The following is a 26,974-nucleotide window of genomic DNA, read 5'->3' on the forward strand; positions in this document are numbered from 1 at the left end:
ATTAGACTTTTTTACTAACGATTCACAAACTCTGGTTCAGGCCCCGTATCTCCACCGATTAAATTATCATTGAGTACAAATGCATCACTACAAGGCACTTGAGACGGGTCTTCAAAATCTGCTGTATCATCACAGTTACACGGTAAGGCTTTTTCTACTTCTAGACCAGCACTTTTCGCTTGTAAGATGGTCAGTGAAGTCGGAATACGCGTAATCCATGCTTTCCCTTCTTTTACGGTTTCTGCTTGGCGTACCTCATCAATCAACGACAGGTACAACTCATCGCCAATCACAGGTATTTCACCTCCATTCCATATTTTTCCTGTACTCATATACAACTGTACGGCTTCCTCAAAGCCTGGACGCACGGTTGCCACAACACGAGCCATTCCCGATTGCATAAAGCTTCTGAAAATAGGATCATCACTTTCGTCATAAGTATATAAATCCGCCCAATGTCCTTTGCTTCCCCAATAAAAAGGATAGAAATTGTAAGAAATCGCCTCCCATTCAAAAGCTTGTTCCATGAATTTCGCTAAACTGGCATAAGCTTCTAGCTCCTTATTTTGTTGTACGGCAAAATCTGCAATTGTTTTTCCGCACACCATATGTCCTGCTGACGAAGGAAGCATCGCATCCATTTATCAACGCTTGTCAAAAACAAGATTAAAGAAGCGCTGGATGCGACCCTTCCTCCGTCAGGGTGACATGCCGTACGTGAGCACAATAGGGTTGGTGAAGCGTAATTCACAAAAAAAAGGGAGCATCAACATGCTCCCCTTTGGTTTATTTTTTATCCACAACGAAAAATTTCATTCGTTTTTTTTATTACAATGCGGCAATTTCCGTAGTGTAATTCGCATTCTTGTTTCTCGCATCGAAACGCGAAGCAAAGGCCTCTGCTTGTGCTTTGAAGTGGGTGTATAGATCCGCTAACTGATATACCCCATTCTCTTGGTAATACGGCAATTGAGGAGAAAGTTGCAAGGTTTTTGTTCCTCCTTGTTTCATAATCGGCATCATATAGCGCGCAAAATTATAGCGGTGAATATCTTCTGCTTCAATATCCCATGTTGCGATACGTTCAAAGAACGACCAAGTTTCTGGGTGGTTGATTGCATTCATATACGACATCAACAAGCCCATCGAATACCCCACAGAACTATCATATTGATCGTGTGCTTCGTATTCCTCAATCGCTTTATTGAAGTACTGCTCTGCCGCTGCTATATCTCCGGCTAACCAAGAATAGTAAGTCAAGCTACAAAACGTCTGGAACGGCATCGAATAACAAGTCAATTTCTTGTGAATTAAGTCTTGAGCTTTCACGATTGCCTCTTCGAGTTTTCCTTGGAAAAGCAATAATTCTACTTCGGTATCCAATTCACAAGCCGAACAATTCGTCATATCATCTACCAACTCGCTATTTGCCGCGTCGATGTATTGTTTTGCCAAATCATAATCGCGCAAATGAAAAGCCAATCCCGTCATCACGTTGTGATACGCACGGGTACTGAATCCATTTTTCACTAAGCGACGTTTCAAGTCTTCCCCAATTTTTTCAATTTCTTCCAACGGAATTAAAGCACTGCGGTAAGCCGAGCAAAACATCCATTTGTATTCCCATAAGAATTCAGATTCATCGAAATAATCTTCATTAGCATCACTGGTGTGTAAAATCCAAGCAAAAGCTGGAAAACTCTCATTACAACGCGAAGTATTGCGTTCTTGGCGGATTAAATCCAAACGCAAATCAAATCCCCAATCTATATCATTGTGCTGATCGGCCAATTGTATGGCTTCTTTCAAAGCAACAATCTTATCTTCTAAACTCTTTAATCCTTCTACCTTAAGCAAGATTTTCTGGATTTCTAAATTGTAATTCATAGCTATTTTTTTCTTTTATTTTCTTCTTCCATTCGCTTGATCTCCTCTTGAGCAGCAGTATTTCCGTTTCGGATGTCAAAGCGCTGAGCCCAATCATATGCACTTGCTTTATAAGCCGCTGACAATTCCTTTAGGTCATACCACCCGTCTTCTTGATAGAAGGTAACTCCTGGCGATAGCGTTAATTGTTTTTTCTCTTTTTGGTCTAGGACAAACATCATATGTCGACTCAACATCAGTTTCAAGTCATCTTCGGCATCCATATCCCAACCTGCGATAATTTCATAGTAATGCCAAAGACTTTCATCTCCTAGTAGGTGTAAGGCGTAAATCAAGCGCGTTAACCCATAAAGCAAAGAGCTATTGACTTCTGGTAATTGTGTAAATTCTTCTTTGGCTTTCTCTAAATATACCGCAGCGCGATCATCTCCATAGCGAACCATAAAATACCCCATGGAAACATACGTTTCAAAAGGCAAGGAGAAATCGCGTATTTTTTTGTACTCCATTTGTTGCATCAAAGCAATCGCCTCATCAAAATGCCCCAAACGAGAAGCACTTTCAATTTCATTGTCATACACCACCGCTTCCCCACAAATATCATCCATAGCCTCTTCTCTTGCTTTCACTACATAAGCTCCTCCAAGTTCATAATCCCCTAAATGTTGGGCAAAACCCGCCATGGTATAATAATAGCTTCGCTTAGAAAACTTAAAATGCTCTAACTTCTGTTCCAAATCTGCAGCAATAGCATGTACTTGTTCCAAGGGAATATTCACATTGCCATAAGCAGAACAGATCATCCATTCATATTCTTCCAAAAACTCAGATTCTGATAATTGATCGGGATGCAAACGCGCTTGTTCCAATAACCAAGCAAAAGCCAACGGACTTTCAATGCAAGAGGAAGAGCAGCGTTCTTCGCGTATCAACATGATGCGCAAATCAATGGCCCAACTCAAATCTGCATGCTTATCTGCCAAATAAATGGCCTGTTTCAATTGAGCAATACAATGTTTGGAATCGGTATATTCCTCTTGGATTTGCAACAGTATTTTTTGTATTTCTAAACGATGTAGCATCTTAAAATTCAGGTAAAAAATTAGTCATTCCCAAGATTACGAATTGATATAGGGCATGGTTAAAAATATCCATTTCTTGTTTGTTGATCGTATAACCTCCCAACATCAAGGCTTGCACATATAATACGTGAATCAAGGCTTCGAAAAGCTCGGGGTCTTTAATAACCAATAATTTCGAAACTAAGTCATTTTGTTGATTGAAACACAAGGTAGGTAATACTTCTTCTTGCTTTTTGAAATGCCCTAAAGCAGCAGCAAAAGGATTGGCACTTTGTGCTAAATTTTGCATGCTTTTATTACTCAAAGCTTCTTCATTGGCAATGTAAATAGCCGTAGTATCTTGCGGTTCAAATCGCTTTACTTCTGCTTTACAGTATTGTGCTTTTAATATTTTATTGGCCTTCTCCAGAAAAACTGCAATGCGATCATCTTCTATCGAAGCCTCTTCAAAGCTATTTAATACATCATTGGGTTTTATTAATTCAATAGACAACCCTGGATTACTCGCTTTAATTTTTTGAATTAAATCAGCCTCATAGCTATAAGCCGCATTGATCACTAATTTCTTTTGAGAACCTGCAATACGTCGAATTTGTCTAAAATCATCCAAAGAAGGCGTATAGAAAATAGAACCATAATTCGTTCTAATATCTCTAAACAATAACGTGCCTTGATTGGTTTCAAAAGGCAAATAATCTTCAAACAACTTTAGAATTTCATTATCTGAAGCTGCCAAAGACTTGATATACAAGTGGTGAATTGAAATAATCTGTTCTAATTTATCCAAATTTGAAACAGACAATAATTTCAAATAATCTTTAAAACAAGTGGTCAATTCTTTTTTCGCCTCGATGAGCAAGGCGTTATTCATCAGTGATTCTCGAGAAGCTGTAGGCTGTAAACTATTGGAATTCATAATACAACGCACAAAAGACGTCCATTCAGGCAACAGATTAGTCGCTTGATCACACAAATACATGCGTTTCAAGAAAATCTTGTGCTCTTTAGACGTTGTTACATTCACCTTATTGGGAATCACATAAGCCATTCCTTGAATATCACCTGCTGCTGAAGCAATGGGAAATACATCTAAGAATTTGGTCTTAAATATTTCTTTTCCAAAAGCTAATAACTCTTCTTTTGACGCGTTGGGATTCATCCAAATGGGCTTTCCATCCGAAATGATTTCTTCTTCGCCTTGTTCAATAAATTTTATTTCGATGGGCAAAGCACTACCGTAAAACAATACGTTTTGCTTCACTTCTTCTCTTTTGAACAGGGTTCTCCAGTTCTTTTTTGCTTGAAGAATTACGCGAGTTCCTACTTCTGGCAATAGCTCTATGATTTCTACATCATAGGTTCCATCCGCTCTTCCAACCCAACGCACAGACTCCTCTTTATACAAAGAGCGAGATTCTACTACAATTTCTTCAGATACCACTAAACAAGAAAGCAAACCGATACCAAAACGTCCGATTAGATCTTTCTCGGCTAATTCACCTCGTTTAGAACTTTGTCCGATAACGGATAAAAACTGATGCATATCCTCTAGGGATAAGCCCACGCCATTATCTTGAAAAATCAACTGATCCTTATCAAAAAACAAGGTTATTTTACCCTGAAAACGTTCATCAATTCCCTTTCTTACTGTAACAGCATCAACGCCATTTTGCAGTAATTCACGAATGAAAACCGTTGGCGAACTATAAATGTGTTCGCTCAACAGTTCTATCATTCCTTTCATATTTACTTGGAACTGATAATTCTTTTTATTGTCCATTATCTTCTTCTTTTTCTTGGGCCACCAATAATTTTCTGCGCATCTTCATTTCCATTTTCCGCAGCTTGTTGGTACCAATGTAAAGCCAATTCATCATTTTGCTCTACACCTTCTCCTTTTAAATAACAATTACCCAATTCATACTGAGCCGAATCATACCCCGCATTAGCTGCTTGCTCTAAATAAGCAATACCCTCTGCTAATTCCTGAGCTACGCCTTCTCCTTTTACTAACATTACCCCTACATACCCCGCAGCTTCAAGGTTTCCACGGTCAGCTACTTCTCTCAAATAGTATAAGGCTTCGACGTAATCTTTTTCTGTTCCAATTGCATAATAATAGCACATTCCCAAACGGAAATAAGCTGCATCATATCCGCGTTCTACTGCAATTTTATAGAACTGGAACGCTTTTTTCTCATCGCGTTCTACGCCAATTGCAAATTGATAACAGATTCCCAATCCTTCCGAAACATACCCACGTTGTTCTGCTTCTCCATAATAAGGAAAAGCTAAATCATACGGCTGATCTTCTTCATATCCGTACAAATAGTAATCTCCTAGCGTCAACATGGCAAGTGCTGAGCCATTTTCTCTGGCTTTCTCTAACCAATATTTAGCTAATTCTAAGTCTTTCTCTAAACCATACGCATAGAGGTAATAACAACCTAGTTTATATTGTGCATAGCTGAATCCTATTTCGGCTGCAGTAGTCATATATTCAACTGCTTTAACAGCATTCTCCTCAACGCCTCCTGATCCTTCTTCATACGCTAAGGCCAAATCAACGTTTGCATCGTTATAGCCGTATTCTAATGCTTTTTCAAATAATTCAAAAGCTAAGGCGCGATCTTCTGCACCTCCGATTCCGTAGCGGTTGCAACGAGCAAATTGATATATCCCCTCTGCTAAATCTGCATTCGCCGCAATTTCAAAATGTGCTCTTGCTTTTTCAGCATCTACCTCACCTACTAATCCATCTTCATACATATATCCTAAGCGAACTGCTGCAAATGGATAATTATTATCTAAAGCTTCTTGATAGAATTGTTCTGCTTGTGTTGGATTTGCTTCTAATCCATAGCCGCGTTCCAACATCATCGCTAATTCTACTTTACAATAATTTGAATTAAAAAGCTCTACTCCTTTTTCATAATAAGTGATTGCTTTGTCTAAATCTGGAGTTTCATGGTAACGGTAGTATCGTCCTGCATATTCAATTCCCAAACCATTGTTTCTTTCAGCAGCTACTTCATAAAATTCAATACATTTATCAAACTCTTCCTCTGTGCCGAATTCTCCAACTTGGTACCCATATCCCAGGCGATAAGGAGCATAATCATCCCCTAATTCCATAGACTCTAGCAACAGTACCTGTGCTTCTTCTACGTTGCGTTCAAGGTCTTGATGCTCCAGTAAAGCAACAGCTTTTTCATTTCTTGCACGTGTGGATTTAGCCGCAATAGCGCGATCTAAATACTCCATTGCTTTGTCTATATTCTTATAATCGTTGTGGTATAGATATAAAATAGCTAATTCTAACAAGGCCTCATTCGAGCAATACAATGCCGCTTTTTCAAGCGCTTGAATTGCTTTGTCAAATTGTGGTTCACTTTGATCCGCTGGGTATAGGTAATAGTATCCTAATACGAATCCAGCATAAGCGATGCCATGTTCAAAACCTACTTGTAAGTAAGGAGCCCCTTGTGCAATTTCATATCCTAGAGGAGCAAAACGCGTATTGCTTATCATTAATCCCAACATATAGTTGCAATACCCACTGTTGTGTTCAATTCCCTCTAAATACGTTTCTAATGCTTTTTGATCTTCTCCTTCACGCAAATAATAATCCGCTAACACGTATAACCCTCGTTTTTCAACGTGAAGTAAATCGTGGTATTGTTCCAAAACAACTGCAGCCTCTTCTCCAGATCCACAGCTGTGAAATTTAATATTTAAAGCAAATAACTTCCCAACTCTATTATCCGGAGCATCCGAGCTTTCAATTAAAGCCAATCCTTTTTCCGCATCTTGTTCAAAACCTAAATTTCCATAATAGGTATTGTATCCAACAAAAGCTTGAGCCGTTTTATCTCCAGCTTCATAACCTTTGATGATGTATTCCGCTGCTTTAGCTTCATCTTTGAACCCATAACGAGCATTCATGTACAATTCATGCATGAACGTATAAGCTTTGGCATATCCTTTATCAATAAATAATTGATTCAGTAAAACCACATCATCAAACCAAAGTGCATAGTCTTTATCATTCAAGTAAAAGCTACTGCGTTCGCGATTAGAGTCTTCGTTAATTTGCTCGTATAGTTGTTGGAATATCGTTCCTTCTTTTCCAGTTTGTTGGGCTAACATACAAAGTGCATGTGCCTTGAACCAACGAATAGGATCCGCATAATCGTCTGCGTCAAAATACAGTTGTGCTGCTTGGGTTAAACTTTCTTGCCCATTGGCAAACTCGCTGATATAGCTCAAGTATTTTACATTAAACTCGCCCATAATTTTTTTCTTTTTCTATTAAAACAAATTTAAGAAACACCCGCGACATAATTTGTTAATTATTACAAAGTGTTCTTTCTCTAAATAAAAATCACCATTTATAGGGAAAGAAATAAAAAGATAAGAGGCCTCCTAGCAGTTGTTTACCGCCAAGATGATCTTATAATTCTGATGATTAAAGGAAAAACTACGCGTGTAAGTACTTTTTATTCACACGAGTTGAGGCAATATACGACGCGATAAAACCTAAAATAAAAATAGAGAAAAACACCACAAAGATATCGCTGATGTTAAATTCTACAGGATATGCAAAACCTGGTCGGATTAAGATTAGCCCGAAATGTTCTTGAATCAACACCCCGATAATCCCTAAAGTAATCCCTAATAGTCCACCTACCGTACTGATGATTAACCCTTGTAAAAGGAAAATTCGCTTCAGTTGTTTCAGTGAAACACCTAAGTCGTTGAGCGTTTTGATGTTGTTTTTTTTCTCTAAAATAATCATGAGTAATGCTCCTACTAAATTGAAAAGAGCAATAATCACAACCAATAAAAAAATGAAGTAGACTACTGCATTTTCGGTATTCAACATGCGATACAAGCTATCGTTCAATTGAATTCGATTTTTGATGACTACAGTATCTCCGAGAACGTGTTGAATGAAGGCAATCGCTTCTTTTTCAGTAACCCCTGGATTTAAGGCAAATTCTATATTTGTGTAGGCATTTTCATCCAAACTGAGTAAGTGTTGCGCCAGTTCAATATCGCAAAACACATATTTGCTATCCAACTCTTCATTGCGCAAAGAATAAATCCCCACCGCATGAAGATACGTACGTAAAAAAGCATCTTCTGGATTACTTATCACACCCGATCCGGGTTTGATTGACAAGGCTTGCAAACTATGTTCAATATCAAACAGTCCCATGGATAGGTAATAAGCCATACCTAAACCGACTACCACCTCATCTGAATCAGGTTGAATCCAATTTCCCAATTCTACTTTTTCTGGGAATTGACTGACTTTAGGAAAATCCGCATCCACACCCTTGAGTATAGCAACGGTTTGCTTTTCATTGTAGGTAAAAAGCAAACGGTCTTCTACTACTCGAGCCACCCCTGAGAAAAGAGGTGATTGACTCAATTCTTGGTATTGAGCTTGATTTACGACGAAATTTTTTCCTTGTTTGCTAAAGGCTTTTAGCTCTGGATCTAATTCGTTCGTAAACGATAAACTGAAAGATCGAAGTCCACTAAACACAGCTAATACAATTAACATCGCCATAGCACTCACTACGATTCCCATAGAGGCAATCGCCGTAATGACGTTAACTGCTTTGCTCTTGCTTTTACTAAAAGCATAGCGTTTGGCTATGTAAAATGCTATCTTCAACGGTTTACTTTTTCTTTCTCTTCGCTAATAAATCTGGGTTAGCAATTGGATTTTCGTCTCCTTTTAATGCTTTGTCAATTTGATCGATATACTCCAAACTATCATCTACGTAAAACATCAAATCAGGCACTTTACGCATTTGGTTTTTCACGCGTTGCGCTAAGTCGTGCTTAATTAGCGGTGCATTGGATTGAATTGCTTTCAATAATTCTTTTCCACGTTCCGCTGGGAAAATGCTCAAAAACACTTTCGCGATTGATAAATCTGAGGTAATATTTACTTTAGAAACTGAAATAATCAAATTGCTTATTCCGTTCTTGCGCACTTCTCCTTGTAATATATCTACTAGGTCACTTTGTAGAAGTGCTCCCATCTTCTTTTGTCTATTTGTCTCCATGGTGCAAAAATACAATTTTTTGCATCATATTTTTTTATATTTCACGCTTCAATTGCTTCTGTTCGATAAAATTACTTCTTCTCCCTTGAAAAAGAAAAGTTCCTCCGTCTGAATACCTCAACGCTTTGATTTTATCCTAAAGCCAAAACCGCTTTATCCAAAGAGAAAAGCAAAGACTTCATATCCCCTCTGCCCTCTTTGCTCCATCATGGAATTGAAACAATAGAAGCCTGATGAAGTAGTCCAGACCAAATTGGAGGTTGAGTCGAGATTCTTTTGAATCAGCTTGGAGATTCCTTCGAGTTCGCTTGGAGATTCCTTCGACAAAAAGGCCTTTTTTCGAGGCATAGTCCAAGGAAACTCCAAGGAAGGTCGAAGGAACCCTGCAGTATCTCTTTCTGAACAGTAAATCATATAGAAACAATGATCTCTCCTTCACCAAGCTATTGGATACTAAAAACGAAGGAATTACGACTTCCATTCCGGGAATTGTATTCACCTGAAATAAGCCAGATGAAGGGATCAAAAAAATAAAAAAAAGGCAATACGAAAAACAAATAAGTTGAGGGAGTAAAAAAAGGGACTGAGTACAAATTAGTTACCTCAAAACGAGGGAATCAAGGAGTAAATAAGGTTGGGGAAATAATTATTTTTTGGTTGTATTTCTTGCAAAAACCAATAATACGCAGTAATATTGCAACCGCTAATCGTCAATTTGACTGGTCCTATAACTCAGCTGGTTAGAGTAGCTGACTCATAATCAGCAAGTCCCTGGTTCGAGCCCAGGTGGGACCACAAATATTACAGTCAAATAGGCCGGTCCTATAACTCAGCTGGTTAGAGTAGCTGACTCATAATCAGCAAGTCCTTGGTTCGAGCCCAAGTGGGACCACAAAAGAACCCCTCATTACCTTGGTAGTGAGGGGTTTATTTTTTTTAGGGGGTTGGTTAGGGGAAATGATAATTGTACATTATCACAATCAATAAACTACCTTGAGACAACTAAACGAGGTATTATGTAGCACGATGTAGTATCTTATGAAATACAAAATATCATATACATTCACTAGGATACACTTTTCAAAATGCTCTGAAAAACCATCTGTTTTTCAAACTTTTCCTTCTGACCTCGTAGATTTCTTTAAATTAAATTATTAATAGAAGCTTCATAATGATTAATAATTTCATAGAGAAGTGAACTCAAACAGTAGTATTTTACTAATAAAAATTTGTGTTTCGTAATAAAACACCAATAGTTCCAACTAATTCTCTTTCATGTTTTGATATATTATTCACACTTGTTATTTCGTTGAAAGAAAACTCAGCCCCTGAATCAAAACTATTAACAAATTCCTGACTATCAGTAATTGACTGTTCTAAATTAGATAAAAACTCTTCAATACTTGTTATATCAATTTTTTTCTCACTGTCATTAATCAAATTATCATTAAGATCATTAATCAAATATTGAAAATGAGAACTCAAATATTTAATATCTTTCTTTAAACTAACACAAGTTAGTTCGTCGCTTCTATGACAGTTTTTGAAAAAATCAATATACATTTCTTTTACTCTGCGTATCTCTTCAATATAATAATCCTTTAAAGCTCGTTGATTACTTTGCTTATTTTGTAAATTATTAATAACCCAAACTGCTAAAATAAGATTAAAAATAATTGCGAAAATATCAACAATATTTCCAGATTCTAAATTTTGAAAAAACGTTTTAATAAAATTACACATAAGAATCGATTATTCTGAAACTTCTACAATCCACTTTTTTTTCTGAATTTCACCATCAATAAATCTATACCATGGACTATGCGAATTAGTCTTTTTAGGCACCTCACCTTTTATCCTTCTATCTTCCCATTCCTTATAAGTTTTCTTACTAAGCATAGTTATCCAATGCGGTTCATCTTTAGAGATAATTTTAACAAATTTCTCAACATTAACTAGTTCAAAATCATACACAAGATTACCAAAAGCTTCGTCTAAAAATGATGAAGCGTAACCATCAGTATCATCCAAATCAATAATCAATACTTCTCTTTTTTGAATAGCTTCAGCAAATTTATTATTTAAAAGAGTATGATAAAAATCCTCTCCAGACTTTTTACTAATATTACAATGTCTAAGACCTGTAAGTTCAGCATAATCTTCTTTAATCTTCAAATTCATCTTCTAGTTTACTAATATTATTTATACAATTTATATCTAATGTCCATTGAAAAAAAGTTCCTTCAAATTGAACATCATTTTGAAATGACTTACAATTATTTATTTCATCAAAATCTAAAAAAGCATCATTAGTTATAACAATCAAATTATTAATTAAGCCTTTTTCATTATAACTTTTAATCCCTGGTAATCCTTTATTTCTATTCACTTCTTTAGTTGAAGATCCATATTTCTTATTAAATGCATTTAACAAAACCGTATGTCGACTACTAAAAATATCCTTTATTTGTTGAAAAAACTTAATGTATAGTGATTTTAAAATACCTACACCTAAGTCTGTAAAAGTGAATATAACTTCATTGTCTTTAAATTCTAATCCTAAAAACCATAACCTATCGTTAGTTTTTCCATGCTCTATTGAATTACCACAAATCTCCAACAAAATAGTCTTTAATGGTGAAAATGGCTTATAATTTCCTGTTAAATGTTTATTAGCCATTTTAATTTTTTCACTTAATAATCTATTATCATTTATTGTTAATTCCCCTTTACCATATTTAAAAATAAACATATCTGAATCAGTATTTGATATCTTACCAAATTTATTTCCCTTACCATCGAACAAATTATTTAAAAAACCTGAACTAAGAAAAATTTTTTTAACATCATTATTTTCGGGTAAATCTCCATGGATAAAAATGTGTTTTAATCCAAAAGAATCCATAACAGATTTCATAAGGCTTAGTGCTCCATAATCAACTTCCACAACATTTTTATAAGAGATATTGATGTATTTTCGTCCTTTAAATCTACCAAACCTTTTATTTTTTCTAATTCGATTCAAGATTCTTAAAACACCTTCTAAATTAGATTTTATAGTTAAATTTGTGGGCATGTAGAAAATGTTCGGAACAGGAATATTAACGGTTCTTTTAATTTTAATACCATTCTTATTGTATATTTTTTTTTGCCTCTTCCTATTCTTACGAAGAATTTTATTCTGCTTTTTATGAATAAATTTAATCTCATTATATTTCATAAAGTATACATTATCTTTTTTAAATTCGTACTAATTCTATTCGCCCTAAGCTAAATAACAACTCATAAAAAAGGCTAAAATACTTATATTTAAAATAAGTTAAAAAAAATATCGCTATAATGACAAATTAAGACATTTATATTATTTTAAAAATTCCCTACATTTGTATTAGAAAATATTACGAACAAGCGTAATCTATCGTTATTGGTTTATCAGAAATTGCGACCTTCAGATGACAGCCAACATAGCGATAGACTTACGCCCGTGCCTTATATTGGCGTGGGCTGAGTCTGTCTGGCTGTTGGGTTGTCGCAAACCCCTGATAAGAACTAATCTTAGTTCCACACTTTTTATTAAGTACTACCCATTATCAATTACTTCAAGAACAAAGGAGAAAAATTAAACAGAAAAAGGCACCTTAAATAAAAATTTTACATTACAATTGCTTATACTGTAATTGTAGTTTCTCTAGTTAATTTAATTTCGATAGGGAGTAATCATAAAAAATGAATACATCAGGTCATCTAATAGATATTCAATAGGATAATACTTTCAAGCAAAGCAAATACTTTTACTAATGTGTTCATCAATTATTGAGAAGTAAAAAAACCTCTTTAATAGATAAACCTCACAAAGCACAAACCTTACTACTTCTTCCGCAGTTTATGCACTACATGACCCCCTAGTACCACTACAAGCATAAACCCCATCTGTATCAAATTGAGGACGAGGTTGGCTACGAGAGTCACAGCTACAAGGAGTTTATCTAACCACGATTTTTTCATTGTTCTACAAGAAATTAAACAATACAAATACCAGTATAAATATACTAGCAAATAAAAGTATAGCGGAAATCAAAGCCAATCCAACGGCGCGCCATATCGAATAAAAGGCATTATTTTCTTCCTGATGTTTTCGCAGTATATCCCCCTGCTTGACTTCTACAATCCAACTCACTATTCCGGTAAATAGCAGAGGAAAAATAAAATTGGGAATGCGATCTATAACCGTCGTAGGAACTAAAAAAAGTACACCAAAAAAAGCAACTGTTGAAACAAGCCCTAAGACTAGCGCTTGCTTGGCTTTTTTCTCCTCCTGCAAAGCAAGGTAGTTTTCGCGAATCAAATAGCCCGCGATTAAAGGCCCTCCTAAAAAAGTAGCCAACCGAATAGCATTCGGTGTATATAATTTTATATCTTGTGTTGGATTTTCTTGTGCTGTCATGATGTTTATCTTATTCAAGGAAGTATCCGTACTTATTTCCTTTTCGTTTTATTTTTAGAAAGGGGTGATTTTAAATATAGAACTAATATTTATTCTTTCAATACATAATGTGTATTTCGACCAGAACCTAACTTAACTAAAACCCCTTTATCCACTAAATCTGTGATATCGCGTAAAGCTGTATCTGAAGAGGACTTCGTTAATTTCGCCCATTTACTAGTTGTCAAATTACCTTCAAAATGATCGAGCAACTTAGTAAGAATATGATGTTGTCTCTCATTGCTAATATGCGCTCCATGGGTTATCCAAAATTGATGTTTTTGAATAACCTTACCTATCACAACATTTGAAGAATGAATCGCTTTTTTCAAACACTCCAAGAACCAAATAATCCAGGCAGTGATATCCAAATCTCCTCGTTGTGTCAGTTCTAATAATTGATAATAGGACTTTTTTTCTTGTTTAATTTGAGCAGACATGCTGTAAAAACGTTGATTTACTTCATCTGCTTTAGATAATTGCATATCTGTGATTGCTCGAGCAATACGACCATTACCATCACTAAAAGGATGTATAGTAACAAACCACAGATGAGCGATAGCAGCTTTTAATATAGGATCTAATAAATCTATCGCATTAAACCACTGCAAAAACAAGTTCATATCTTTGGATAGACGATCGGCATGAGGTGCTTCAAAATGTATAATTTCTCGACCTAATCCTCCAGAAACGACTTGCATGGGCTCCGTTCGCCATTGCCCAACTTCAATTTTATACCTCCCACTTCTACCCGTCGGAAATAAAGCCGCATGCCATCCAAACAACCGCTCTGCTGTCAATATCTTATCTGAGGTTTGCGTTGCATCTAACATCATGTCCACTACACCTTCAACTTGTCGATCGACCAAATCAACTCCAGATTGATCTAAGCCTAATCGCGTTGCAATAGAAGAACGAACCTGATCAGGATTTAATATTTCACCCTCTATTTCAGAGGATTGAATCACATCTTGGATAAGCATTTCAAGATTGGCTTCATCCTTTAATTTAAAACCCAACAATTCCACACGCCCCATCAATCTACCTTGTAGATTACTCACCTCACTCAATAAGGTGATAAAGTCTTCTTCTTTCCATTGGAAAGAAGGCCATTTACGCTGTTGATGGATATAACTTGACATGATTATTGGGTTTATGCGGGGATTAACTGGATTATTCACCGCAAATTATGCGGTAAATATACAACTTAATCCCCGCAAAATATGCGGTGATTAAACGATTTATTCACCGCATCCTTTTCTATCCCATTAAATATCAGCTAAAAAAAAGCCCAATGAATAATAGATTCATTGAGCTTAACATAATATAGTTTGATTGGTTTTTGTGCTATTTTACAAGTTCTCTTTCGCGTAAAAGCGTTTTTTCGCCATTTTCCACTTTGTATTTTTTAGTCCAAATACAATCACCATCATACTCATAGGCAAATTCTTCTTTTTCCATAACAGGGCGTACGGGTGGTGTTTTATCCTTTTTGCGTCTTTTCTGTTTGGTATAGTTCGGCGCAATGGTTGTACGCGTACTCACTTCACTAACATTCCCACAAGAATCATATTTGTATGTACTTGTGCGAATCTTCTTTTCTCCTTCATCAAAAAATGTAGTCTTTTCCAGGCGAATCGTCCCGCTCTCATTATAGGCACGAACTGTACTGAATCCACGTTCATACTCTTCCGAATATTCTCTAGAAGTAACAATCATGGGCCTTCCTTTTACGATTTTTGTATACGTATGTTCTCCATCATCAATCAACACTCCCTTATCATCATAGGTAAAAGAACTCTCAAAAACCACTTCACGCACTTGACCGCGATCCGCATCATACATCAATACCTCTTGATACACTTGACCTTGATCATTGTAAAACACATCAAATACTTTTCCAAGTTCATCATTATTATAATACAAACGATAGCTTTTAATTCGACCATCTTCTAATTCATATTCGATTCGATCATGAGGATATATACTGGATGCATCACGTTCATAAAAATGGTCATATTGTTTCCATTTTGGATTTGCGTCAATTCGATCTAGTGCCATTTGAGCAAATGCACCAGTACTCATCGTTAACAAAAGTAAAGTAAGAATAGCTGGCTTTTTCATTAATCATTGGAGTTTTTGTTGTACATTTTTCCCTTAGGAGTACGCAAAGTAGAAAAAAAACCAGCCATTACAAAAAATAAAGCCAACGAATACAAAAAATTAACTTAATACACCGCTCTTTTTTAGCAGGATAACATGCCCTTCAGCAAGTTACAATAAGTCCACGTGTAGCTGTTGCTTTTGATAAAGCAGTTCTACTTCAATCAATAAAGGGGCTCGACGCGACTGATCCAACCAAAATACTTGTTTACTTGCATTGGGATACGTAAGTGTTGTCTCAACGTGAAATTCAAGCAGTGCATGGGTATAAACATAGCGCACCACTAACTCTCCTTTTTTGTTGATTTCCTGTAGATACAATTGGGTAACACTCGCAGGTTTTTGGGGGCTATATTCTTCAAAATAACTTTTTACTTCCAAAAAGAGTCCTCCTATTTTAGCGGACTGTACCCGAATAGAATCTACTGTTGTTCCTTGCTGTAGCACTTTCATTTGTTGCTTCGATACCTGACTTCGTACTGGTACACACCAACCCAAAACCAAAAGGGCAAGAAAGATGACTCTCTTTACATCATAATTTTTCCTTAAAATTAAAAAAAGGCACACATCTTGCATATAACAATAATAAGATTAATTATCATAAAAGTTTAGAAAAGTACAACAATCTAAAAAAATAAGAGGAGGGCAACATCTAGAATTCAAAGAAATATTTTCACAAAATGCCACGAATAACAAAACAAAAATGGGGATTTAGCGTTTATTTTAAACAATGAACTTGACTATATCACACAATGAAAGCAGCAAAACAAATAAAAACAAAGATATGCGCTAGGAAAATTAATTTTTTAAAAAAATTTAACTATTTTTAATAAACATATGTTTAATTTTGTAGGTGATAAATAATCTCCTCATAACGAAAAGAAAATAGTAGGTTTAGGCTTCTAAAATAGCCTTGGAGTTGAACCGTTAATCAGAGTGTAATACGAAAAAAAAGCAGCGCTTTATCCTGCTCTTTTTTAGCTACACTTCGAAAGGAAAAAGATTATTTTATATTAAATTTGCAACTGAAAGAAATAAAGAAAAGAAATGAAAAAGATTATCTCACTATCCATTCTACTATTGGCTTTTTCGGTGTCCTATGGGCAAAAAAAACCAGTAATCCAAAGTAGCATTGATGTCATTGTTTATAAAGATATAGAGAACATCCTTCAGCACAAAGCCGAATTGGGATTAAGTCACAAACAAGAAGCTTCTTTTGTCGTAAAAAACGAATACATCAAAAGAGACCTGCAAGCGTTAAACGACAGAACAGATATGTTACCTGTCGAGAAAAAAGAAACGGAAAAAAAAGTAAAAAATTCCTATCAACTATTTATAGAACGCACATTAACCAAAGATCAAATGGCTATTTGGGCACAAAAGAAAGTGGAATTAGACTTAGCTAATATCAAAGATGACGGTTTAAAAGCGGATTTAAAAGCATTGGATGCTGTTTATAAAGCGGATCAAAAAGAGATTTACAGAAAATACGGTATGGATCGTGCAATTTATGGGGCTCAAAAAAATACCCTTCGCAAAAAATATGAGACAGATCGCCTTAGACTAATGGAATATTACAATGCTTCTGGAGAAGAAAGCGAAGTAATGTCTTTAGAGGAAATTGCGAACTTGGTCAAAGAATTTGATGATTACTACAGTGGAGAAGCACCATCTAATCCTTTAAAGTATTTGAACATTAGAGAAACTACAACAAATGAAGGTGAAGAAGCGGTAGAAGAATCAACCTATATCGAAGAACAATCAGCGGAATAATACTACTTTCCCAATCAACAGCAGTAAATCAAGGTTTACTGCTGTTTTTTTTATCCTGACTTTATTGTCCTGTATCAATGTCCTAATGTTTTATATCTTTTTCAAGACAATCAACGCGATAGCGATAAAATAAAACAACAACAAATACGAAAACAGGAACTAAAATGTCTGAATTATACCAAAATACAGCATTTTAAAACCTATACAATTCAGTATTTTTACTTTACTTTGCATAAAAATTATCTTATGTCATACATATCAAGAGTTTTAAGTGGAAAATGCCCAAACTGCGGCAAGGAAGATTTATTCTATGATAAGGGAAATCCCATTACAATGCGCATGCCTAAAATGACGAAAGAGTGTTCTCATTGTCATTATAATTTCCATAGAGAAACAGGTTTTTACTTCGGAGGGATGTATGTAAGCTATGGTCTTACAGTTGCAGAAATGTGTGTGGTAATGGTATTGAGATTAATCATCAATGCACTTTTTGATGTGCATATTACTCTCCTTCAAACCTTTATCGCCATTGTAGTGGTTCTACTTTTATGTTGGACTTTTAACTACCGATTATCCCGCATAATTTGGTTAAACATATTTTATAAAAAAGAATAGTTTCTTTCAAAAAGTTATTTATCTTTGCACCACTTGAAACAAAAACGGGTGTAGTTCAAGGGTAGAATAGCGGTCTCCAAAACCGTTGATGGGGGTTCGAATCCCTCCACCCGTGCAAAAAAGTCCTTACTCGTGTAAGGACTTTTTTTATTGGTATCGTTTAAAGAATTCTTTGGGCGTTTCTCCTTCTCTTTTCTTGAACAACTTAGAGAAATAAGAGTAATCATCATAGCCTAAACTAGACGCAATATCATTGAGCGGATAATCCGTATAAATCATCATGCGTTTTGCCTCTAAAACCACGCGATCTAGGATAACATCTGTCGTTGTTTGATTGACCATTGTTTTACACACGCGATTCAAGTGTTTTTGTGTCATATTCATCCAATTGGCATAAACAGCAGCTGACTTTTCTTCGGCAAAATGTTTTTCGATCAATTCCTCAAACAATTGCAAATGGCTCGCATACAAGTTATTGTTAATCGTTTTAAAGGTTTCTCCTTGCAACAAAATGCGATTGGTTTCAATGTAAAACAACAGCGTCAAGCTCACCAACTGCTGGTTGCGTTTCCACTGTTCTTGTCGAACCTCTTTCACCATGCGATTCAAAACAAAAGCCAATACTTGCGTGTCCGCCTCATCTAAACAGACATGATTGGGATAAAAAGCAGATCGAAATACCGGGTAATCACGTAATGTCTCCTTCAATAAATACAAATCCAAGAAATTCTGTGTATGAAAAAAGATATACCCTTCAATATCTTCTGATAATTCCCAACTGTGCGTTTGCCCAGGAGCTAACATAAAAACTGATCCTGGTTTTACTTCATAGCGATTAAAGTCAATTTCGTGAATGCCCTCCCCTTTGGTAAACAAAACACCTACATAGAAGTTATGCTTGTGAGGTCGTTCAATATGGCTATGATTATCAATAAGATGCTGAGATAGTGTATTTGCATAAAAATCAGTTTGTAAATTATTATGCGTTATATCATTAATTTGTAAAATAGCTATTTCATCCATACCCTCCTCTTTTGTAGCAAAAGTAAAAAGAAATCCCTCGCATCCCAATTTAATTAACTATCTTACAAGAACTTTCATTTTCTAAAATAAGCATTGCATAAGCAAATTTTATTTTCAAACTTTGTTACTCAATCTAAAAATAATTGCTCCAATGAAAAAAGCAATCGGAATAGCGAGTTTTATTGCTCTTTTAGCGACAGCTTGTACGCAACAACAAACAACACAAAATTTAGAATCTCTAGATAAAAAATCAGCCCGAGAGGTTACTTTAAAAACGGTAATTTCAGGTGATAGCATCTACCATATTACAGCGCAAACGATTTGGGTAAATGGTAAAATGGTGCAACAAAAAACAGACACCCTCACCACTGCTAAAAACTTTAGTGATTGGGGGGATAGTCAACCAACTAGTTTAGAAAAAATACCAATTTACGTAACAGTAGAATAATATGAAAAAAAGTAGTAAAGCCGTTTCATTAGTTTTAATCACAGCCACTTTAGCTTCTTGTTCTAAACCTACTGAAACGAAAGAAGAACAACAACGCGTTTTTATGCGTGCAGACAGCAGTGCGCCTTATACGGAAGTAACAGATCAATACCAACAACAACGCAGTAGCGGTGGAGGAATGGGTATGGGGAGTGCTTTATTATGGTATATGGCTTTCCGTCCTATGATGGGAGGAGGAATGGGCTATACTAGCCCTGGTATTTCCCCACAATCAAATGTTGGAACAAACACATCTAAAGCTGACGCTTATAAAAAGCAAACTGCACGTGGTGGTTTTGGCAACACAGCCAAAAACAATACTGTGTCTTCTTAATTGTAAAACATGCAAATAAAATATATCACACCGCAATCCAATTGGCAAGATCGATTGGAACAAAACGGTTTTGGTTATCATACAGACGAGCATAATACCCCGTATTGGGTCGAAGATTATTATTATAGTATCTCCGAATCTTTCGCAGATGAAATCTATGCGGCTACGGCTGATTTATGGGAGATGTGCCTCAAAGCAGTGGATCATGTCATCACCAATAAATTATATGATCAATTTCAAATTCCCCTGTTCTTCCACGAGCACATTGAGCGTTCTTGGGAAAATGATGAATTAAGTATTTACGGTCGTTTTGACTTTGTGTATGACACAGTTGAACGTCAACTAAAAGTACTCGAATTTAATGCTGATACGCCAACTTCTTTATATGAAACAGGCGTAGTACAGTGGCAGTGGATGAATACCTATTTTGGCAACTCAAAAGATCAGTTCAATTCTGTACACGATCGACTGATCGAAACGTGGAAAGAAGCAAAGGCTCATTTGAAAGGGAGTACATTACACTTCTCTTGCATGCGTGAAACCCTAGAGGACCTAACGAATATTGAGTATTTACGCGATTGCGCTATCCAAGCAGGTATTCAAACAAAACTCATCTACATTGATGACATTGGTTGGGATGGTGAAACATTTACCGATTTAGAAGATGAGATGATTACCGATATTTTCAAACTATATCCTTGGGAGTGGTTAATCTATGAACGATTTGCTTTACACATCCCTAATGATATGGCCCAAGCGCAATGGATTGAACCTTCTTGGAAGATGATCCTATCCAACAAGGCGATTCTACCCATTTTATGGGAACTATATCCGAATCATCCCTTGTTGTTAGAATCGTATTTTGACGAACCTAAAGGCATGCAAAACTTCGTTAAGAAACCCTTATTATCTCGCGAAGGAGCCAATGTAACCTTGTATATCAACAATCAGATTGTAGAGGCAACGAAAGGCGATTATGGAGATGAAGGTTATATTTGTCAAGCCTTAGCTAATTTACCTAATGAAGGGAAAGGTTATTTTATCCTAGGTAGTTGGCTTATTGGACAAGAACCTTGCGGAATTACCTTTAGAGAAAGTGATAAGCGAATTACCACAGACAAAAGTAGATTTGTACCCCATATTATTGAATAACATAGAAGCCTAATTCTTTTTCATTAGGCTTTTTAATTTTACTATCCTATGACCCCTGATTTTATATACGACCAAACCTTTGAAAATATTACTTTTGAACCGAATAGTATTTCGTTTAAAGAGTATGAAAATTGTAAGTTTATCAACTGTGATTTTAGGGCGTGTTCCTTTCTTTCGACACTATTTATTGATTGTGATTTCAAAAACTGCAACTTTAGAAATGCAGCCATTAATTACGTAGGATTGCGAAATTGTCATTTTCAAACGTGTAATTTCACACAGGTAAACTTCACCATGATGGATCAAACCATTTTTGAATTTTCATTTACTGATTGCAATTTAGAGCTATCTTTATTCTACGGTTTGAACTTAAAGAAAACAGCTTTTATCAATTGTAGTTTGATTAGTGCGGACTTTATGGAAGCGGATTTATCGCAAGCCATGTTCGACAATTGTAATTTGTATCGCGCTAATTTCACCAAAGCCAAAGCGGAGAAAGCCGATTTTTACACCAGCTACAATTTTGATATTGACCCAGATTCAACCAAGCTGAAAAACGCCATCTTTGCCAAAGAAGCTTTGGATGGATTATTGAAAAAACATCAATTGATTATACGATAAGCATAAAAAAAGAGAACCAATGGTTCTCTTTTTTTATGCTTATCGTAGCTTCGTTTACTCCCTTTTAAATCCACGTTTTCTGTGATTTGAAAAAAGCAGCCTGAATAGCAGCATAATTTTCAACAATGAGATACAGATTAAAAACTAAGACCAACAAGTCAAAATAAATAAAATCAAGTGCATGACTGATGTAAACATGAGTCAAGAACATCCCCACTGAAATAGGAAACAACCAAACTGCGCCAAAGAAATAAGTTCTTCGAAACAAGAGTAATAGTCCTCCAACCAATTGAGCAAAACCAATCACTTCAATAAAGTTTGTTCTTTCCCAAATCAAATAAAAATCCAAGAAATCTCCTCCTAATCCAAAGTCGATATACTCTTGTTGACTAATTGTTTCTGTCAATTTTTCATAGCCATGTGGAATAAATACATAGGCTAGAAAAGCACGAAAGAGATAGCTTATGAATAGGCCAATTCGCTGAACTACTTTTTCCATTATCCTATTTATTTTTTATCCATAATATGGAAGCCCATTAAACGTCCACTTCCTTTTAAACGAAATGTTTCTTTAACTTCTCCTGACTTCGGATTGTATTGATACGCTCCTGCAAAATTTTCTTCTGAATTATTTGAGATGAAGTAGATACTTCCGTTGTGGTAAAATGGATTTTGATACGAATAGAAATTATCCGGTAACATGTCTAAACGAGTTGCTTTTTTTGTATGTACATCAATTTCGTTCCAGTACCAAATATCTTTTCGATACGAAACACCATGTTGACCTCCGCCATAATACGAAGTTGGACGGCTTGAAATTGTTGTATACACCTTGTTGTTGTGTGCAAAAATTCTGTTGAAATCACTCGGATATTGATAATCCGAAATCTTCAATTCAAAAGTAGGGTCGAATTTAATTTCTCCTTTTTTAATACGCAGGATTTTCGATTCTGGTTTTTGAACAGTCATATCACCCACTGCAATCACGTATAAATCTTGTGTAACTTCATCTAAACTCCACAAAACATGGTCTGCAAATAAACCTAAGTTAGTTGCTCCTTCATAAGAAGTAACTCCTTCTATTTTATTTGTAGTCAAATCATATACTGCTATTTCTACTTGTTGAACATTCGGTTTCACTTGCCAAGCGGTACTACGTGTTCCGTGTTGAATATCCACATACAGTTTATTGTCTCGTTTCGCCAAAATCAACTGACCTGCTGCTTCATAAGAACTCCCATCAGAAAGAGAGGAGAAATCTACTTCACCTATACGCTGCATCGTTTGTGGATTAAATTTTTGTACTTTTAATCCTCCAGCTGCTGAATCCCAATAATATCCTTCTGTAGTACTCACAACTAGATAGTTGGTTTCATACGTATTATTTGGTGTACTAATGAATCCATCGGTACTAAATTTATTCCCTTCCATTTTATATTTTGATAGTCCTACTTCACTCGCTAAGGCTCCATCTTTTTTGTACAATACATTATCCACAACACGGCCTCCCGCTGAATATCCCAACTGATAAAAAGGAACTGCAGACAAATCAATCACGCGAGATTTTGCATCATCTAAAGCATAAATACCGCCTGCCCATTTTTCTGTTCCATTGAAGATAACCCATAACTCGTCTTTTGGTAACTCATCTGGATTAACAGGTGGTGTTGGTTCTTGTGAATTGTCATCGTTACTACACGAAAACAGCAAAAAAGTAGCCAAGAAAGCCGCAGCTATCCCGTTGAATGTAAGTTTTTTCATGATTTTGAATTATTAAATGATTTTGTAAACAATTTTAAATTGAACAGCACGTCCAGGTTTTTGTACATTGAAATTATCGTAGCGCTTTACATTTCCTACATTAAGTAGTTCTAAGGCTAGATTAATCTTTCGATGACCAAAGTGATAATACACCCCTATATCATGGGTAAACTGCCCTAATCTCCCATCATTGGGGATAATTAACTTCGAATCCACCATATCCGCTTTTCCAAAAAGACTAGGTTCTTGTTTTTTGGGAATATCAGTCAGATAAAAGCGATGTAAATAGTTGAGATTCCAGTTCACACTCACTTTATCTCGAGTGGAAAATAGGCTGTGAAAGTGACTGGTGAAAAATGCATTTCCAAAAAAGAAAGGAATGTTGGGCACACGAGCGCCTTCATACATCTTAAATTCTGCTCTTTCATTGATGCGTCTAATATCTTGATAGGTCATATTCATCCCCAAGTCAAACTGCTCTTTAATGTGATGGGTTACCTCTACCTCCACTCCCTTAATCGCTACTTGGTGAAAATTAATGTATCGGTTATACGGAATATCAGGTTGAAGAAAAATAGCATCTTTCACACGGCGATAAAAAAGAGTAAGCCCTACTGTACCCTTATGTGTAGATTTCCCATAGGCATAAGCAGCATTTACATTGATATTATGACTCGTCTCCGGAAGTAAATCTAAATTTTCCTTGATCAAAACTCCATCTCCAAACACCTCCATCTCATCGGGTAAACGAGTAGCATATTCATAGGACAACTTGAGTAAATACGGTTTTGCATCCCATTTCAAACCACCGAGATAGCCCCATTGGGTATTGGATTGAGAAGATTGCCAAGCGAAATTGAATTTATCTGTCGTAAATCCTTTCGATTGACTGTTGTACTGTTTTAGTGAAATCATACTTTCTAATTGATCACCCAACCAAAGTGAACGCAGGGCTAAAGCAGTAATACTTTTTTGATACGTTGCAGGAATCGTCAATACATCGACTTGTGCAACAGGAGAAACCGCTCCTAATGGATCACTCCCTTTTCTGCGTTGATAGTAGATCAATTTTCCAAACTCAAGAAAATGATTGGGATTGACTTGAAATGCAGCGTTAATTCTACCTGAAAGTAAATTGTAATGCAACTGCTGTTGACTTCCTCCTTTGTTTATTTCACCTATTACTTGATCGCTCAAGATAATCTCATTGTCCCAATTGTATCGAACTGTAGCTGTATCCGTGAGTTTGGTATTAAAATGGCTCCAGCTTAATACTGCATTTACCTGTAGTCGTTGATCCAAAAAACCTTTCTTATACGATAAAATAGCCGCATAATTTTGCTCGGAGCTATCTGCTTCTCCAAATACCTTTCCCATCTCACTATCATGCTGTATTTCTTTGTAAAAATCGGAAAATACAAATGTAAAACTCAAATCATCCACCCAGCCTTTATCTCGAACCCCAGCAACTAGTTCTCCATAATACGAAGAGGTTCCATCGTGAAATCGACGTACTTTTTTTGTGTATTGTTCTCCGGTAGTTGCATCAACAAAAGGAGCGTCAATCTTATAATTATTGGCAGAAGTATTATACATTGTATTCATTCCAAAATAATACGCTGGATTCTTCCCTACCAAAAACAAATTAGCCGTCGCTCGATGGGTGCGAAAGGACCCCATTTCATACGAGAGTTCGACCAAATTAGATTTGGGTTTTCGCGTTACTAAATTCACCCCACCACCTAGTGCATCTGAAGCTAAGTAAACAGGCATCGCGCCTTTGTAGATTTCAATGCGTTCTAACATATTGGTGGGAAGGGTGCTCAATGAAAAACCATGTCCAAATAACTCTATGGGAACGCCATCTTTAAACAAGCGAATTGCTTTACCTTGTAGTCCACCTAAATTCAACTGAGTTTCAGCCCCTAGACCACCATTAGATCGAACCTTAATTCCCGCTGAGCGATTCAATTGGCTACTGATATCTCCTCCCTTATTATGGACTTGTTTCATATCCAATACCTGAACTGAAAATGGCGTTCGCTCTATTTTTTGTTGTGCCGTTTGGGCATGAATCACGACCTCCTCTAATTGCTCATTCTTCTCCCTTAGTATCAAGGGATAATGTACGAGTTGACAATCAACCTCAACAGATTGGCTGTCAATAGGCCTTCCATTCTCATATACTTGTATGGTATAGGCTCCTGCGGGTAAATCTATACGTTCACTATATCCTTGTTCATTCAATCCATAGGTTTGTTGATTCACTACTAAGGTAAAAGCCGAAAATGATCGGGTTTGATTTCGTTGAACAGAAAAAGATACCTCACAAGCCAAAGCCGTAGAAGAGCAACATAACAAAAAGTATAAATATTTAACCATATTGTTATTTAGAATAGATTTAAATACTGTATTTTTACGCAAAAATAGAGGGAGGACGTGCAATACGCCTTACGAATTTGAGTGTAAGATTTACGTAAAAAGGTTTATTATGAGCTATAGAATGGATATTGTGGACTTTTTAGACCTGGTGGATTATCCATCGACTCACGAAACTAATTTTGCCCCTAAAAAAGAGAAAATTAAAGCCCTCCTACCAGAGAAAATAGCCGTTGAACAGGAAATCATCAACAAGCATTTACGAGTCGTTTCCCTTCAGTACACGACCAAACAAACCATAACCTTAGATTGTTTGGAAAATGATCCTTTTTTAGAACTGCATTTCAATTTATCTCCTCAAGCGATTCAATACAAAAACTCATTTTCTTCTTCCAAAGAAGTTCCTCCTATGACTGGAAATATGATTTATTTAGCTTCTAGTGGAGAGAAATCAGAACTATCTTTCCATCAAGGAGTAGACTATGAAACCTTTGATATCCATTTACCCTTAAGTATGATTAGTCAATATGCAGGAGAAAATCGTCAGTTGGATCATTTTCTCCAACAAATCATCCTTGCTAAAAGTGCTGGATTAACTGAAAATTGCATCTCAATCACTCCTTCTTTATATCATGCAATCCAACAGATTAAACAATGCACTTTTGAAGGATTGATGCGAAAAATCTACTTAGAATCCAAGATTTACGAGATATTAGCCTACTGTTTTGCAGATCAAGTAGCGGCTCAAACCGTTAAATTAACGACAAGAGATATAGAATCCATTCATTTTGTAGCGCATATTATTCAGTCGAATATAGGTCATCCTCTGACCATAGAGGAAATATCCAAAAAAGTAGGCATCAATCAAACCAAACTCAAGATAGGATTTAAGCAACTATATGGCACAACTATTTTCGGTTACTTACAAGAATTGCGAATGAATCAGGCTCAAAAGTACTTGCTGAATACAACCGATTCCATTGAAGAGATTAGTATAAAATGTGGATATATCAATACCTCCAATTTTAGCAATGCCTTTAAGAAACACTTTGGATATGCACCAAGTAGTTGTCGCCAAAACAGTCTGACTCCCCACTCCTATTCAAAACTTAATCCATAGAAAAACAAGTT

At 36.0% G+C, this 26,974-nt stretch carries 25 protein-coding genes and 3 tRNA genes; 10 read left to right on the top strand and 18 right to left on the bottom strand.

Features of this window, described 5'->3' with window-relative positions:
* Positions 1 to 14 precede the first annotated feature (14 nt).
* The 7 genes from AWV75_RS01745 to rbfA form a co-directional block, all read right to left on the bottom strand.
* On the bottom strand, positions 15 to 641 hold the full coding sequence (locus tag AWV75_RS01745) for a hypothetical protein (RefSeq protein WP_231737931.1): 627 nt from the start codon (positions 639 to 641) through the stop codon (positions 15 to 17).
* A 187-nt stretch (positions 642 to 828) separates the two neighbouring features.
* A complete protein-coding gene (locus AWV75_RS01750) occupies positions 829 to 1,887 on the bottom strand; it encodes a hypothetical protein (RefSeq protein WP_060872725.1) in 1,059 nt (352 codons plus the stop codon).
* Between the two features lie 2 nt (positions 1,888 to 1,889).
* Entirely contained in the window at positions 1,890 to 2,969 is a 1,080-nt protein-coding gene (locus AWV75_RS01755) for a hypothetical protein (RefSeq protein WP_060872726.1), read from the bottom strand.
* A gap of 1 nt (position 2,970) precedes the next feature.
* Positions 2,971 to 4,749, bottom strand: coding sequence for an HSP90 family protein (locus AWV75_RS01760; protein ID WP_060872727.1), 1,779 nt, complete (start codon positions 4,747 to 4,749; stop codon positions 2,971 to 2,973).
* Positions 4,749 to 7,262, bottom strand: a complete 2,514-nt coding sequence (locus AWV75_RS01765; RefSeq protein ID WP_060872728.1) for a tetratricopeptide repeat protein — start codon at positions 7,260 to 7,262, stop codon at positions 4,749 to 4,751. Before AWV75_RS01765 ends, AWV75_RS01760 begins: the two co-directional genes overlap by 1 nt.
* A gap of 187 nt (positions 7,263 to 7,449) precedes the next feature.
* Entirely contained in the window at positions 7,450 to 8,655 is a 1,206-nt protein-coding gene (locus AWV75_RS01770) for an ABC transporter permease (RefSeq protein WP_060872729.1), read from the bottom strand.
* Between the two features lie 4 nt (positions 8,656 to 8,659).
* Positions 8,660 to 9,052 carry a 30S ribosome-binding factor RbfA gene (gene rbfA / locus AWV75_RS01775; RefSeq protein WP_002989696.1) on the bottom strand — a complete coding sequence of 131 codons (393 nt, stop codon included), beginning with the start codon at positions 9,050 to 9,052 and terminating at the stop codon, positions 8,660 to 8,662.
* Positions 9,053 to 9,773: 721 nt separating this feature from the next.
* Between rbfA and AWV75_RS01780 the strand changes: the two genes are divergently transcribed.
* A tRNA-Ile gene (locus AWV75_RS01780) sits at positions 9,774 to 9,847 on the top strand.
* A gap of 23 nt (positions 9,848 to 9,870) precedes the next feature.
* Positions 9,871 to 9,944: transfer RNA gene (locus AWV75_RS01785), tRNA-Ile, on the top strand.
* A 326-nt stretch (positions 9,945 to 10,270) separates the two neighbouring features.
* Here the strand turns inward: AWV75_RS01785 and AWV75_RS01790 are convergent.
* The 7 genes from AWV75_RS01790 to AWV75_RS01820 all read right to left on the bottom strand — a co-directional run bounded on the left by AWV75_RS01790 (position 10,271) and on the right by AWV75_RS01820 (position 16,151).
* Positions 10,271 to 10,795, bottom strand: coding sequence for a hypothetical protein (locus tag AWV75_RS01790; protein WP_060872730.1), 525 nt, complete (start codon positions 10,793 to 10,795; stop codon positions 10,271 to 10,273).
* A gap of 9 nt (positions 10,796 to 10,804) precedes the next feature.
* Complete coding sequence (locus AWV75_RS01795) at positions 10,805 to 11,233, bottom strand: STAS-like domain-containing protein (protein ID WP_060872731.1); 429 nt, start codon at positions 11,231 to 11,233, stop codon at positions 10,805 to 10,807.
* Positions 11,217 to 12,272, bottom strand: coding sequence for an ATP-binding protein (locus tag AWV75_RS01800; RefSeq protein WP_060872732.1), 1,056 nt, complete (start codon positions 12,270 to 12,272; stop codon positions 11,217 to 11,219). Before AWV75_RS01800 ends, AWV75_RS01795 begins: the two co-directional genes overlap by 17 nt.
* 789 nt (positions 12,273 to 13,061) lie before the next feature.
* Entirely contained in the window at positions 13,062 to 13,496 is a 435-nt protein-coding gene (locus AWV75_RS01805) for a hypothetical protein (RefSeq protein ID WP_060872733.1), read from the bottom strand.
* A gap of 89 nt (positions 13,497 to 13,585) precedes the next feature.
* On the bottom strand, positions 13,586 to 14,677 hold the full coding sequence (locus tag AWV75_RS01810) for a Fic family protein (RefSeq protein WP_060872734.1): 1,092 nt from the start codon (positions 14,675 to 14,677) through the stop codon (positions 13,586 to 13,588).
* A gap of 205 nt (positions 14,678 to 14,882) precedes the next feature.
* The gene (locus AWV75_RS01815; RefSeq protein WP_060872735.1) at positions 14,883 to 15,659 is read right to left on the bottom strand and encodes a hypothetical protein; all 777 of its coding nucleotides are present in this window, start codon (positions 15,657 to 15,659) and stop codon (positions 14,883 to 14,885) included.
* Positions 15,660 to 15,809: 150 nt separating this feature from the next.
* Positions 15,810 to 16,151 carry a hypothetical protein gene (locus tag AWV75_RS01820; RefSeq protein WP_231737933.1) on the bottom strand — a complete coding sequence of 114 codons (342 nt, stop codon included), beginning with the start codon at positions 16,149 to 16,151 and terminating at the stop codon, positions 15,810 to 15,812.
* A gap of 594 nt (positions 16,152 to 16,745) precedes the next feature.
* Between AWV75_RS01820 and AWV75_RS01825 the strand changes: the two genes are divergently transcribed.
* The 3 genes from AWV75_RS01825 (at position 16,746) to AWV75_RS01835 (ending at position 18,201) form a co-directional block, all read left to right on the top strand.
* The gene (locus tag AWV75_RS01825) at positions 16,746 to 17,471 is read left to right on the top strand and encodes a hypothetical protein (protein ID WP_060872737.1); all 726 of its coding nucleotides are present in this window, start codon (positions 16,746 to 16,748) and stop codon (positions 17,469 to 17,471) included.
* A 246-nt stretch (positions 17,472 to 17,717) separates the two neighbouring features.
* Positions 17,718 to 18,086 carry a DUF983 domain-containing protein gene (locus tag AWV75_RS01830; RefSeq protein WP_060872738.1) on the top strand — a complete coding sequence of 123 codons (369 nt, stop codon included), beginning with the start codon at positions 17,718 to 17,720 and terminating at the stop codon, positions 18,084 to 18,086.
* Between the two features lie 44 nt (positions 18,087 to 18,130).
* Positions 18,131 to 18,201, top strand: a tRNA-Trp gene (locus tag AWV75_RS01835).
* 32 nt (positions 18,202 to 18,233) lie between these two features.
* Here the strand turns inward: AWV75_RS01835 and AWV75_RS01840 are convergent.
* Positions 18,234 to 19,109: an AraC family transcriptional regulator gene (locus tag AWV75_RS01840; RefSeq protein WP_060872739.1), complete on the bottom strand. Its 876-nt coding sequence runs from the start codon at positions 19,107 to 19,109 to the stop codon at positions 18,234 to 18,236.
* Between the two features lie 151 nt (positions 19,110 to 19,260).
* Here AWV75_RS01840 and AWV75_RS01845 point away from each other — a divergent pair, with 151 nt between their 5' ends.
* Genes AWV75_RS01845 through AWV75_RS01860 form a run of 4 tightly spaced genes read left to right on the top strand, consistent with a single transcriptional unit; the run spans position 19,261 to position 21,703 of the window.
* Positions 19,261 to 19,557: a hypothetical protein gene (locus AWV75_RS01845; protein WP_060872740.1), complete on the top strand. Its 297-nt coding sequence runs from the start codon at positions 19,261 to 19,263 to the stop codon at positions 19,555 to 19,557.
* 1 nt (position 19,558) lies between these two features.
* Positions 19,559 to 19,930 (top strand): hypothetical protein, encoded by a 372-nt coding sequence (locus tag AWV75_RS01850; RefSeq protein ID WP_060872741.1) that lies wholly within the window; start codon positions 19,559 to 19,561, stop codon positions 19,928 to 19,930.
* 9 nt (positions 19,931 to 19,939) lie between these two features.
* On the top strand, positions 19,940 to 21,082 hold the full coding sequence (locus tag AWV75_RS01855) for a glutathionylspermidine synthase family protein (protein WP_060872742.1): 1,143 nt from the start codon (positions 19,940 to 19,942) through the stop codon (positions 21,080 to 21,082).
* Positions 21,083 to 21,130: 48 nt separating this feature from the next.
* Positions 21,131 to 21,703, top strand: coding sequence for a pentapeptide repeat-containing protein (locus tag AWV75_RS01860; protein WP_060872743.1), 573 nt, complete (start codon positions 21,131 to 21,133; stop codon positions 21,701 to 21,703).
* A gap of 64 nt (positions 21,704 to 21,767) precedes the next feature.
* Here the strand turns inward: AWV75_RS01860 and AWV75_RS01865 are convergent, their stop codons facing one another.
* Genes AWV75_RS01865 through AWV75_RS01875 form a run of 3 tightly spaced genes read right to left on the bottom strand, consistent with a single transcriptional unit; the run spans position 21,768 to position 25,846 of the window.
* Positions 21,768 to 22,202: a DoxX family membrane protein gene (locus AWV75_RS01865; RefSeq protein WP_060872744.1), complete on the bottom strand. Its 435-nt coding sequence runs from the start codon at positions 22,200 to 22,202 to the stop codon at positions 21,768 to 21,770.
* Positions 22,203 to 22,210: 8 nt separating this feature from the next.
* Positions 22,211 to 23,464 carry a hypothetical protein gene (locus AWV75_RS01870; protein WP_060872745.1) on the bottom strand — a complete coding sequence of 418 codons (1,254 nt, stop codon included), beginning with the start codon at positions 23,462 to 23,464 and terminating at the stop codon, positions 22,211 to 22,213.
* Between the two features lie 12 nt (positions 23,465 to 23,476).
* Complete coding sequence (locus AWV75_RS01875) at positions 23,477 to 25,846, bottom strand: TonB-dependent receptor plug domain-containing protein (RefSeq protein ID WP_060872746.1); 2,370 nt, start codon at positions 25,844 to 25,846, stop codon at positions 23,477 to 23,479.
* 109 nt (positions 25,847 to 25,955) lie between these two features.
* On the opposite strand from AWV75_RS01875, the gene AWV75_RS01880 reads away from it, so the two are divergent.
* Positions 25,956 to 26,963, top strand: coding sequence for a helix-turn-helix transcriptional regulator (locus tag AWV75_RS01880; RefSeq protein WP_060872747.1), 1,008 nt, complete (start codon positions 25,956 to 25,958; stop codon positions 26,961 to 26,963).
* The last annotated feature ends 11 nt before the right edge of the window (positions 26,964 to 26,974 follow it).

This window comes from Myroides odoratus (genome assembly GCF_001549985.1).
GTDB lineage: Bacteria > Bacteroidota > Bacteroidia > Flavobacteriales > Flavobacteriaceae > Flavobacterium > Flavobacterium odoratum_A.